The sequence below is a fragment of the Salinisphaera sp. LB1 genome (assembly GCF_003177035.1).
Lineage (GTDB): Bacteria > Pseudomonadota > Gammaproteobacteria > Nevskiales > Salinisphaeraceae > Salinisphaera.
Map to the genome: position 1 here is coordinate 3608360 of NZ_CP029488.1, position 11409 is coordinate 3619768.

Genomic DNA, 11409 nt, shown 5'->3' on the forward strand with positions numbered 1-11409 from the left:
GCACCGCGATGTCCGGCTGCGCCCGCGTTCGGCGTGCCTGCGGGATGCATCAGCAACGTGTAACCGCGCCCGGCGACAAAAAACTCAAGCCTCGGCGCGTTCGCGCTCGATATGCGCGCTCAGCGATCGCAGCGTGGCGAATATGCGGCTGTTGGCTTCGTCGTCGGCGCGCAACTCGATTCCATAGGCCTGATTCACGGCCAGCGCGATTTCCAGGGCGTCGATCGAATCGAGGCCCAGGCCGTCGGCCTCCGGCCCGAACAGCGGCGCCGTGGGTTCGATCTCCGCGGCAGCGACATCGTCCAGATCCAGAGACGTCACCAGCAGCTGTGCGACATCGCGCTCGAGATCGCTTTGCTCACTCATAATCTTTCACTCGTTGTTGTACTTGCGCCGCGGTACATGCGCCCGCGCATTCGATATCCCCGGCATGGGCCACCGGGTTCGTCGCCCGCGGCGTTCCGGCATCGCGGGCCATTCGCGGCACTCAGCCTGCCTATTGTCCACGAACCGAGGCTTCGATTCACCCCGCCAGGCACACGCACCGGGTATCGACACGACCGCGCTCGGCGTCCATCATCCGCCCCACGAGGCGTCGCGGCGCCTGTCCGCTCGTTCTCGCGAAACCCGAGCGCCCGTTGCCGAGCGCGACCGGGTCACGCCGGGGCGCGCGATCGGATTTTCCTCTATTCGGCCTGAACCGTGATCGAACACCGCAGCCACATCGAGTTCCGGGTGCCGTTTTTCGACGTCGACTCGATGCATATCGCCTGGCACGGCCATTATGCGAAGTACTTCGAGCTGGCCCGATGCCAGCTGCTGGAAGACCTCGGGCACGATTACGACGCCATGGCCGCCTCCGGTTTTTCCTGGCCCGTGGTCGATCTTCGCGTGCGCTACATGCGCTCGCTGACCTTCAAGCAATGGGTCCGCGTCACCGCCACCCTGAAACAGTGGGATCAGCAGTTGCGCATCGCCTACCGGCTTCGCGATCGCGATTCAGGCACCAGTCTGGCGCGCGGCAGCACCCTGCAGGTGCCGGTAGCAATCGAATCGGGCCAACGCTACCCGGGCACGCCGGCGGCCGTACGCGAGGCCCTCGCCCGGTTCGCCGAACGATCGAAAAAAGCGGAGCCGAATCGATGAGACAAGCGCCACGACGCCTGCGACACGCCGTGCTGGCACGGCTGATCGTCCTGCTGATCGCACTGGCCGCCGGCCCGATGGCGCTGGCGGCACAGTCCGGCCAGGGCGACATGCCGGCCCTGGGCCAGGAAGCGTCCGGCCATGTGCTGCGGGGCCGCTTCGTTCAGCACAAGCATCTGGCCGAACTCGACCGGGCGCTGGTGTCGCGCGGCCATTATGTGGTGGCGCGCAATCGCGGGCTGCTGTGGCAGGTCGACAAGCCGGTACACAGCACGCTGGTGATCACGCCCCAGTCCCTGACCGAATCCAGTCAGGGGCAGCAGACCGCACACATCAGTGCGCAACAACAGCCGGCGCTGGGCGCCGTCGCCTCGATTCTGCTCGCGGTGTTCCAGGGCAACACGGATCAGCTGTCGCGCTACTTCAAGATTCAACGCCCGGACCAGGATTCGAGCGGCAAGACGCTCACGCTCACCCCGCGGACCGACGCCGTGAAGCACTTCATTACCCGGCTCAAGATCAGCGGTGGCGACAGCGTGCGCCGTATCCGCATCGATCAGCCGGGCGGGGACTACAGCATCATCGACCTCCATCCCGCGCAACACACTGCCAAGGCACTGACGCCCGCCGAACGGCGTGCCTTCGCGCGGTAACCGGCCGCCGGCCCCGCGGCAGCTGACCAGGAGTCCGATCTTGCCTGTTGCGAGTACACAGCGAACAACGCCGTCCCAGCGCGCCCAAGTCCGCGTTGCCGATGGCGCCCGCACGCGGCGCGACGGGGCCGCCGCGCCTTGAAGATCCGGGCGCTCATTTGGCTGCTCGGGGTTATCGCCCTGGCCGTCATCCTGGCGGCGCTGGCGAGCACCGGCCGGCTGACCGTGCGCACCGACCTGATGGCGCTGTTGCCGACGCCGCAGCACGATGCGCTGGTCAATGCGACCGTGCAGCGCATGGCCACTTTCGGCCAACGGCGCGTCACCGTCCTGCTCTCCGGCGACAGCCGGGCGCATCGCCGGCACGCGATCCAGGCCATGGCCACGGTGCTGACGGCGAGCCCGGCCTTCGACCAGGTCATCGCCCGCGCCGACGATGCGCTCGGCGCCGGCCAGCGCAGCGATCTCAACCAGCTGTATTTCGCCCACCGATTCCATTTGCTGGCGCCCGCCGATGCCCGGGCACTGGCCACACTGGCGAAGGCGCCGGCGCCAAGTGCCGCGGCGCACCACGCCCGCGAACACTTCACCAGCCGCGCCCAGAGCCGGCTTTACGGGCTCGGCGTGAACGGCGGCGGCCGTTTCATCGACGACCCCTTCGGCCTCGCGGATGCCTACCAGCGCACCGCCCTGCCCAACCCCGCCCCCAATCTGCGCATCGCGGGCGACGGCACGTTCTATGTGGTGGGGCCGCAGGGGCATCGAGCCGACGTGATATTCGCGCAAACACGGCACAATCCGTTCTCGCTGGCCAGCGAAAGCCAGGCCTCGGCGGCGCTGGCCAAGGCGCGCGCCGTGGCCCACGCAGCCGCGCCTGCGGCCACGATCCGTATCTCGGGTGTGGTTCGCCACGCCGCGGTCGCGGCCAAACGGGCCAAGTTCGAGATGTCGGTCATCGGCACCGGCTCACTGATCGGCATCGTGCTGCTCATGTTCTGGGCCTTCGGGCGCGTGCGGCCGTTCGTCCTCAGCCTGACCGCGGTCGGCGGCGGTATCCTGCTGGCCGTGGTGGTCACCGATCTCGTGTTCGGCGGCATCCACATGCTTACGCTCGTGTTCGGCACCAGCCTGGTCGGCGTGTCGATCGATTATTGTCTGCATTTCTTTGCCCAGCGCCTGGCCACCCCCGATCCGGCGACCGCCCTGGCCCGCGTGCGCCGGCCGGTGATGCTTGGACTCACGACCAGCGTGATCGCCTACGGCGGCATGGTGATCGCCCCCTTCCCGGGGCTGCGTCAGATCGCGGTCTTCACCGCAACCGGGCTCATCGGCGGCTGGCTCGGCATGTGGCTGCTCCTGCCCGGCGCCGGCGGGCCCGCGCCGCGGCCGGGTCGTGCGTTGCGGCTGGCGGCGCTGTGGCGCTCGCACGGCCCGGCGCGACTGGCCGCCGGCCACGAACGCGTTCTGGTGACGGCACTGTCGGCGCTCGCCCTCGTGCTCGGCGGCTTCGCGCTCTGGCAGCTCAGCCCGGACGACAGCGTCCGCGTGCTCTACAATCCGCCGGCACAGCTGGTCAAAACCGATCGCGAGGTCGCCCGGCTGCTCGGGGCCACGCTGTCCACCCACGCCATCGTGGTCAGCGGCGGCACGACCGCCCGGGTACTGGCCACCGAGCAACAGTTGACCCGTCGGCTCAGCGCGGGCGCCAAGCCGGCCGCCGACGTGCGTGCGATCACCGATGCCTATCCGCCGGTCACCCAGCAGCAGCGCAATTACGCCCGGCTGGCGCAGACGCTGTATGCGCCGCACGGCGCGTTGACACAGGTTCTGCAATCGGCCGGTTTCAAGCCGCCGCAGATCGCGGCGGCGCGCCATGCCTTCGTTGCCGCCAAGGGCCGGACGCTGTCGCTGGCCGACTGGCTGTCCAGTCCGGCCAGCCTGGGGCTGCGCGGGCTCTGGCTCGGCCGCGTGAACGGCGCCGATGCGGCGATTATCCGCATCGACCAAATCCACGATGCCGCGCGCTTGAAGCACATCGTCGCCCAATACCCGCACGCCGAATACATAAACAGCGTCGCGCGCATCTCGAGCCTGTTGTCACATTATCGCCGGCTGGCGACCTGGCTGCTGGGGCTGGAATACATTCTGGCCTGGCTGGTGCTGTGGCGCGCATTCGGCGCGCGCGGGGCGCTCGCCCTGCTGTTGCCACCGGCACTGGCGAGCATCGCCGTACTGGCCATCTTCGCCGCCACCGGCGCGACCTTCGCCCTGTTCAACCTGGTGGCCCTGATCCTGTTGCTGGGCCTGGGCGCGGATTACGGTATCTTCCTGCGCACGGCGCCGGCGGATCATGCGCCGGCGATGCTGGCCGTGGGCCTGTCGGTCGCCACCACCCTGCTGGCGTTCGGCCTGCTGGGCGTCAGCCATACACCGGCGCTGCACGAGTTCGGGCTCACGCTCGCGCTGGGCCTGACATTCACATTCCTGCTAGCGTCATTGTTGGGCCGCCCCGCCCCCGACACGAGTCCTTCGCAACAGGAGTGATGTGAACAGCCAACACACCGACATCGCCATCATCGGCGCCGGCCCGGCGGGCGCGACCATGGCCACGCTGCTGGCCGATCGTGGCTGGCGGGTGACCGTGCTCGAGCGCAGCCACTTCCCGCGCTTTGCCGTGGGCGAGAGCCTGCTGCCACGCTGCATGGACGCCCTGGCCGGCGCCGGCATGCTGCAGGCCGTGGAAAACGCCGGCTATCAGATCAAGCGCGGCGTCACCTTCAGCGAGAACGACCGCGACGCGAGCTTCACCTTCGACGACCAGTTCACGCCCGGCTGGTCCTGGACCTGGCAGGTGCAGCGCGCCGATTTCGATCATCGGCTGGCACTCGAGGCCGAACGGCGCGGCGCGGCGCTGCGCTTCGGCCAGACGGTCGCGTCGGTGGATTTCGCCACACCGGGCGCGCCACAGCTGACGATCGCCGCCGACGACGGCACCCGCACCGAGCTGGCCGCGCGGTTCGTCTGCGATGCCAGCGGCTCGGCGCGCGTGCTGCCGCGACTGCTGGGCCTCGACCGGCCGGGCAGCGCGCCGTCGCGGGCCGCACTGTTCACGCACGTCGCCGACCATATCGACGATCCCGATTATCAACGCGACCGGATCCTGATCGGCATCCACCCCGAGCAGCCGGACGTCTGGTACTGGCTCATCGGCCTGGCCGACGGACGCGCCTCGGTTGGCATGATCGCCCCGCCCGAATGGCTGCAGGCCGCCGATGGCCCGCCGGTCGATCGCCTGCGGCATTTCCTGGCCCAGGAACCGCGGCTGGCCCGGCTGCTGGCGCACGCCGAGTTCGACAGCCGGGTCGGCCAGACCGAAAACTATGCCTACGACATCGCCGCGCTGCACGGCCGGGACTATGCGCTACTCGGCAACGCCGCCGGCTTCGTCGACCCGATCTTTTCCTCCGGCGTGACCATCGCGCTGGAATCCGCGCTGCGCGCGGTCGAGCCGATCGATGCGCAATTGCGCGGCGCCGCGCCCGACTGGCAGACCCGGTTCGAAGGCCCGATCCGCGACGGCCAGCGGGTGTTCACCCGCTTCATCGCCGCCTGGTATCGCGGCGCGCTCAAGCATGTGTTGTTCAATCCGGCGCCCGATCCGGCCATCCGCACCATGCTGAGCTCGATTCTGGCCGGCTATGTCTGGGACACGAACAACCCCTACGTTGCCGGGCCCGAACGCCGTCTCGACACCCTGTGCCGCCTGTGCGCGCCGGCCTCATCGTGAGGCGCGCGCTGCTGCGGGGGCTCGGGGCCGGCGCCGTGGTCGCCGCCTTGAGCGGTTGCATGCCCGGCCCGTTGATCCAGCCACTCGGCCCGGGCGCGCTCGGGCAATCGGTCGAGGCGCGCCAGCAAGTGACCGTGCACTACCATGGCCACACCCGCAGCCTGCAGGTCGCGCTGCGCGTCGTGCCGAACAACCTCACGCTGGTCGGGCTGTCGGCCATGGGCCAACGCGTGTTCACGCTGGACTGGAACGGCCAGTCCATCGCGCGCGGCCAGGGGCTCGACGCCGGCCAACGCATTCCGGCGAAGCGGATTCTGGCGGATCTGGAGCTCGCCTACTGGCCGCTGCCGGCCCTGCGCAAGGCCCTCGTCGATCCGGATCTGCGCCTGCGACAGCTGGGCAGCACGCGCACGCTTTGGCGCGGCGACAAGCTGTTGTGGCTGGCCTACCGGGGCCACGGCGATCCCTGGCACAGCCGGTTGACGGTCTACGATGCCCGGCTCGGCTACCGGCTGGACGTCAAACCACTGGCTTTCAATATACCTTCGAATTCAGACACGCCATGAGCGACACCATTCTCGTCACCGGCGCCAGCCGGGGCATCGGCCGTGCGATCGCCGAGCGCCTGGCGCGCGACGGCTTCGATCTCGTCGTGCATTACCGGCAGCGCGAAGCCGCGGCACGCGAAGTCGCCGAAACGATCCGGGCGCTGGGCCGCCGGGCCCGCCTGATCGCCTTCGACAGCACCGATCGCGAACAGACCCGCGCAGCGCTCGAAGCGGACATCGCCGAACACGGCGCCTACTACGGTCTGGTACTCAACGCCGGCATCGCCCGCGATGCCGCCTTTCCGGCATTGACCGACGCCGCCTGGGACGCCGTGCTCGACACCAATCTCGACGGTTTCTACAACATCGCCAAGCCCTGCGTGATGCCCATGATCCAGCGGCGCCGGCCGGGGCGCATCGTCACACTGTCGTCCATCGCCGGTGTCATGGGCAATCGGGGTCAGGTCAACTACAGCGCCGCCAAGGCCGGGATCATCGGGGCAACCAAGGCCCTGGCACTCGAGCTGGCCAAGCGTCGGATCACGGTCAACTGCGTGGCCCCGGGACTGATCGCAACCGACATGACCGACGAGCTGCCCGCCGACCAGCTCAAGCGCATGATTCCGCAGCAGCGCATGGGCCGCCCGGCGGAAGTCGCCGCCGCGGTCTCGTTTCTGTGCTCGCCGGACGCCAGCTACATCACCCGTCAGGTGATCTCGGTCAACGGCGGGCTGTGCTGACCGCAATCCCGCGCGTTTTGGCATGATGCGGCTGAGTCTGGCGCTGTTCGTGTTCGACGACGCCGTGGACGCGGCGTGCCTGTGCGCGGCTTTGAGCCCGGCCGAACGCGCGCGGCATGCGCGTCTTCCCAGCGAACGCCGGCGGCGTGAATATCTCGCCAGCCGCTGGCTGCTGCGCCAGCATCTCGCCTGTATCCACCAGGCCGCGCCGGGGACGTTGTCCATCGAATACCCGCCGGGCGCGCCCCCGCGCAGCGCCGACACGCCGTCGCATCTGGGCCTCAGCCATAGCGGGGTCGCCTGCCTGAGCCTGGTCGCGGATGGCGTGGCGGGCTGCGATATCGAGCGGATCCGCGGGCGCCGCTTCGCCCCCGAGCGATACGCCCGGCACTGTTTTCACCCCGACGAGACCGCCGCCCTGGGCATGGCGGCGCCCGGGCAGCGTATCGCCGATTTCCATCGTCTGTGGACGCTCAAGGAAGCCAGCCTCAAGGCCCGCGGGCTCGGCCTCGGCAGCGGCATGGCGCGGCCGAGTTTCGCGCTGCGACCGCAGTTGGCCTGTACGCGCCCGCCGGCCGCCGGTGCCTGGTATTTCGGCGCCTGCGATCTACAGTTACCGGCGGCCCGGTTCGCGCTGGCGCTGGCCGCGGCAGCGCCCGAGATCACGCTGGTTCTGGAGCGCCTGCGACCGGGACGCGTCGCTGCGGTGGAGCGCGAGTTACTGTCGCCCGACTGGCATATCACCCGCAGCAATGCCCGCTGACCGCACCCGGAAGCGAGTTCAATCCCCGGCGGCGGGATGAAACCAGCCGAGCCGCTCATGCAGCCGCACGACTTCGCCGACAATCAGTAGCGCCGCGCCGGTCGAGCGCTCGGCGGCCACGCGATCCGGCAGGTCGTCCAGCGTCGCCGCGATCAGGCGCTGGCGCGCTGTGGTGCCATCGATGATCATCGCCGCCGGCCAGTCGCCCGGCAGGCCGTGCTCGATCAGGCGGGCGCAAATCGTTGCGAGATTGCGCCGCCCCATGAAGAACACCACCGTCTGCCCGCGCTGCGCCAGCTCCGCCCACGACAGATTCAGTGCGCCGGCCTTGAGATGCCCGGTGACAAAAGTCACCGACTGCGCACAATCGCGATGCGTGAGCGGAATACCGGCATACGCCGCGCAGCCATTGGCCGCGGTGATGCCAGGCACGATCTGGAACGGAATACCCGCGGCAGCCAGCTCGGATATCTCTTCGCCGCCGCGGCCGAACACGAAAGGGTCGCCGCCCTTCAGCCGTAGCACGCGCTTGCCTTCCCGGGCCAGCGCCACCATCAACGCGTTGATATCGTCCTGCGGGAGGGTATGTTCCGCGGCCCGCTTGCCGACGTGAATCCGCTCCGCCTCCGGCGACACCAGCGCCAGGATCGCCGGCGCGATCAGACTGTCGTAGAGCACGACATCGGCCCGCTGCATCAGGCGCAATGCGCGGAAAGTCAGCAGATCCGGCTCGCCCGGGCCGCTGCCCACGAGATAAACCTCGCCGCCAGGCGGCTTTCTGCCGGCATCGCCCTGGTCGAGCATGGCACGCAAGGCGTGGCGGGCGGCGTCCAGCCGGCCCGCGAACACCTGCTCGGCGATCGGGCCGTCGAACACCGCGTCCCAGAAGGCGGCACGCTCGGGCCGGGCTATGCGGCGCCGGACCTCGGCCCGGAATTCACCCGCCAGCGCCGCCAGATCGCCATACGTATGCGGCACCAGCGTTTCCAACCGTGCGCGCAGGCGACGGGTGAGGCTGGGTGCCGCCGCATCGCTGGATACGCTGATCTGCAACGGCCCGCGCTCGATCAGCGCCGGCACCAGAAAATCCGAATCCTCGGCCGCGTCGGCCCGCTGCACCGGTATGCCCTGACCGCGCGCGGCCGCGGCAAAGCGCGCGTTCGCGTCGGCATCGTCGGTGGCGGCGAAACACAGCACGGCGTCGCGCGCGTCGGTGTCCGTGACTTGGCGTTGCTGCCATTCGATCGCGCCTGCCGTGGCGCGTTCGGCGAGCGCCGGGGTTACGCTCGGCGCAATCACGCGGATACGCGCGCCGGCCGCCAGCAGGCGTTCCACACGGCGCGCCGCGATCCGCCCGCCGCCGGCCACCACCACCCGGCGCCCTGCCAGTCGCAGCGCCACCGGGTACGGGGCAAAACACGGGTCCACGGACTGTTCGCTCATCGGCTCGACTCGGCTCCCGGTGTGTCGTGGGCGGTTGCCGTCAGGCGCCGAAATGCAGCGTCTTGTAGATCATGCTGACGGCCACGACAATCAATACGACGGCAATGATCGGGCGTAGCGCGCGATCGGGCAAACGCCGGCCGAGCCGCGTGCCGACGTAGATCCCCGGCAACGAGCCCGCGAGAAGCAGGCCGAGCACGCCCAGATCGGTCGTGCCCAGCGTCAGATGCCCGAGGCCAGCGATGAGCGTGAGCGGCACGGCATGGGTGATGTCGGTGCCGACAATGCGCACCGCACGCGTGTTCGGATACAGGATCAGCAGCATGGTGGTGCCGAGCACGCCCGCGCCCACCGACGACAGACTCACCAGCACCCCCAGCACCACGCCGCCCAGCACGGTGATCGCCGGGCGCCAGGCGAGCAGTTCGGCCTGGCTCTTGCCGGAGACGAACAGCATCCGCGCCTGCAGCCAGTACACCAGCCGGTCGCGGGCGAAGGTCAGCAGCGCGGTCACGATCATGGTCACGGCCAGCGTCACCACCATCAGTTCCTGCACCCACGGCCGGAGTCCAACCATATGCAGCCAGGCGATGGTGAGGATGGCCGCCGGTACGCTGCCGGCGGCCATCAGCCCGACCACCGGCCAGTCGACCGTCTGCTGCCGGCCATGTAACACCGTGCCGAACGCCTTGGTACCGGCGGCATACAACAGATCCGTACCCACGGCGGCCGAAGGCGAGAAACCGAAAAACAGGATCAGGATCGGCGTCATCAGCGAGCCGCCACCCACCCCGGTGAGACCCACGGCGGCCCCGACGAACAGGCCGGCGACGACAAAAGCGAGCATGCAGAGATCCTTATCCGGCACCCGGCCGGCGTTGCCTGTGGCCGGCGCTGCAAGGCGCCCGCCAGCCGATGAAGGGCGCCAAGCTACCAGTCACCCAACAAAGCGAAAAGTAATATATGCTGATGCAGTAATATCCCAATAGAATAAGCGAGCCGACATGAAGCTGCGACAGCTGGAGTACATCCACGAGGTGGCGCGACAGCAACTCAACATCACCGCCGCGGCGCGCAGCCTGCATACCTCCCAGCCCGGTGTCAGCAAGCAGATCCGGTTATTGGAGGAAGAGCTCGGGGTGCTGATCTTCGAGCGCAACGGCAAGCATCTCGACCGCATCACGCCGGCCGGCGAGCGTATCCTGAACACCACCCGCCGGATTCTTTCGGAAGTGGCCAACATCAACCGGACCGCCAGCGAGTTCGCCGATACCGATCGCGGTTCGCTGCGGGTGGCCACCACGCACACCCAGGCGCGCTACGCACTGCCGGCCACGATCGCCGGCTTTCGCCAGGCCTATCCCCGGGTGTCGCTGCATATCAATCAGGGCGCCCCGCCCCAGATCGCAGGCTGGGCGGCGGCCGGGGACGCCGACTTCGCGATTGCCACCGAGGCGCTCGAGCATTTCGACGAGCTGATCATGCTGCCCTGCTATCACTGGAACCGCTGCGTGCTGGTCCCCACCGGGCATCCGCTGGCCGACGGCAGCCCGCTCACGCTGGAACGCATCGCAGACTATCCGCTGGTAACCTATACCTTCGGCTTCACCGGCCGCTCGCAGCTGGACACCGCGTTTAACGAACACGGGCTGACGCCGGACGTGGTGCTCACGGCGGTCGATGCCGACGTGATCAAGACCTATGTCCGCCTCGGTCTGGGCGTGGGCGTGATCGCCAACATGGCGTACGACGCGGCGAGCGACCAGGACCTGGTGAGTCTCGATGCCAGCCATCTGTTCTCATCGAGCACCACCCATATCGGCTTTCGCCACAACCTGTTCCTGACCGGATTCATGCGTCGCTTCATCCGCATGTTCGCCGAGCATCTCACCGAGGATGTGGTCGATCGCGCAATCGAGGCCTATCCGGGCCCGAGCTTCGATACGCTGCTGGAAGAACTCTGGCCGCAGCTGCCCACACGCTGAAAACGTGTGAAGATTGGTGATCGGCAGATCGCGAATACAGGCAGTTTATCCGCAGATTACGCAGATTGAAAGCGTCGTGTTTTCGGCTGCTTGAAACAAAGCAAAGCAGCAAAGACGACCCACGAGATCGAGCCCGGCTCTGGCCTTGTTATGAATCGGCGCCATCAGCGTCATCTGTGGATGATGTTTTACCCGTTGCGTAGGTCGGATTAGGTGCTTGCACCGTAATCCGACAGCCGGACCCCGGCACCCGCCGATTGAGCGTCGGATTACGCGCTGCGCGCTAATCCACCTACTGCCGCTGACAAGCACGCCGGCGCCGTGCGTGACCAACCCTCGTTCTG

11 protein-coding genes are annotated in these 11409 nt (G+C 68.3%); 8 read left to right on the forward strand and 3 right to left on the reverse strand.

What is annotated here, in order from left to right; all coding sequences use genetic code 11:
- Nucleotides 1-84 precede the first annotated feature (84 nt).
- Nucleotides 85-366 (reverse strand): phosphopantetheine-binding protein, encoded by a 282-nt coding sequence (locus SALB1_RS16130; RefSeq protein ID WP_109994772.1) that lies wholly within the window; start codon nt 364-366, stop codon nt 85-87.
- 336 nt (nt 367-702) lie between these two features.
- Between SALB1_RS16130 and SALB1_RS16135 the strand changes: the two genes are divergently transcribed.
- The 7 genes from SALB1_RS16135 (at nt 703) to SALB1_RS16165 (ending at nt 7637) form a co-directional block, all read left to right on the forward strand.
- Nucleotides 703-1146, forward strand: a complete 444-nt coding sequence (locus tag SALB1_RS16135; protein WP_199678835.1) for a thioesterase family protein — start codon at nt 703-705, stop codon at nt 1144-1146.
- Nucleotides 1143-1799, forward strand: a complete 657-nt coding sequence (locus SALB1_RS16140) for an outer membrane lipoprotein carrier protein LolA (RefSeq protein ID WP_109994773.1) — start codon at nt 1143-1145, stop codon at nt 1797-1799. The genes SALB1_RS16135 and SALB1_RS16140 overlap by 4 nt, the downstream gene beginning before the upstream one ends.
- A 138-nt stretch (nt 1800-1937) precedes the next feature.
- A complete protein-coding gene (locus tag SALB1_RS16145) occupies nt 1938-4343 on the forward strand; it encodes an MMPL family transporter (protein ID WP_109994774.1) in 2406 nt (801 codons plus the stop codon).
- A gap of 1 nt (nt 4344) precedes the next feature.
- Nucleotides 4345-5586, forward strand: coding sequence for an NAD(P)/FAD-dependent oxidoreductase (locus tag SALB1_RS16150; RefSeq protein ID WP_199678836.1), 1242 nt, complete (start codon nt 4345-4347; stop codon nt 5584-5586).
- Entirely contained in the window at nt 5583-6152 is a 570-nt protein-coding gene (locus tag SALB1_RS16155; RefSeq protein WP_145961349.1) for a DUF3261 domain-containing protein, read from the forward strand. The genes SALB1_RS16150 and SALB1_RS16155 overlap by 4 nt, the downstream gene beginning before the upstream one ends.
- Nucleotides 6149-6874: a 3-oxoacyl-ACP reductase FabG gene (gene fabG, locus SALB1_RS16160; protein WP_109994776.1), complete on the forward strand. Its 726-nt coding sequence runs from the start codon at nt 6149-6151 to the stop codon at nt 6872-6874. Before SALB1_RS16155 ends, fabG begins: the two co-directional genes overlap by 4 nt.
- Before the next feature lie 22 nt (nt 6875-6896).
- Nucleotides 6897-7637, forward strand: coding sequence for a 4'-phosphopantetheinyl transferase superfamily protein (locus SALB1_RS16165; RefSeq protein WP_109994777.1), 741 nt, complete (start codon nt 6897-6899; stop codon nt 7635-7637).
- 18 nt (nt 7638-7655) lie between these two features.
- On the opposite strand, the gene cysG is transcribed toward SALB1_RS16165, so the two are convergent.
- A complete protein-coding gene (cysG, locus tag SALB1_RS16170; protein WP_109994778.1) occupies nt 7656-9080 on the reverse strand; it encodes a siroheme synthase CysG in 1425 nt (474 codons plus the stop codon).
- A gap of 40 nt (nt 9081-9120) precedes the next feature.
- Nucleotides 9121-9927: a sulfite exporter TauE/SafE family protein gene (locus SALB1_RS16175; protein WP_109994779.1), complete on the reverse strand. Its 807-nt coding sequence runs from the start codon at nt 9925-9927 to the stop codon at nt 9121-9123.
- A gap of 157 nt (nt 9928-10084) precedes the next feature.
- Here SALB1_RS16175 and cysB point away from each other — a divergent pair, with 157 nt between their 5' ends.
- Nucleotides 10085-11065, forward strand: coding sequence for an HTH-type transcriptional regulator CysB (gene cysB, locus SALB1_RS16180; RefSeq protein WP_109994780.1), 981 nt, complete (start codon nt 10085-10087; stop codon nt 11063-11065).
- Nucleotides 11066-11409: the final 344 nt, after the last annotated feature.

Coding starts and splice junctions, on each gene's coding strand:
- SALB1_RS16130 (WP_109994772.1), bottom strand. CDS start 366: ATGAGTGAGCAAAGCGATCTCGAGCGCGATGTCGCACAGCTGCTGGTG.
- cysG (WP_109994778.1), bottom strand. CDS start 9,080: ATGAGCGAACAGTCCGTGGACCCGTGTTTTGCCCCGTACCCGGTGGCG.
- SALB1_RS16140 (WP_109994773.1), top strand. CDS start 1,143: ATGAGACAAGCGCCACGACGCCTGCGACACGCCGTGCTGGCACGGCTG.
- SALB1_RS16175 (WP_109994779.1), bottom strand. CDS start 9,927: ATGCTCGCTTTTGTCGTCGCCGGCCTGTTCGTCGGGGCCGCCGTGGGT.
- SALB1_RS16165 (WP_109994777.1), top strand. CDS start 6,897: ATGATGCGGCTGAGTCTGGCGCTGTTCGTGTTCGACGACGCCGTGGAC.
- cysB (WP_109994780.1), top strand. CDS start 10,085: ATGAAGCTGCGACAGCTGGAGTACATCCACGAGGTGGCGCGACAGCAA.
- fabG (WP_109994776.1), top strand. CDS start 6,149: ATGAGCGACACCATTCTCGTCACCGGCGCCAGCCGGGGCATCGGCCGT.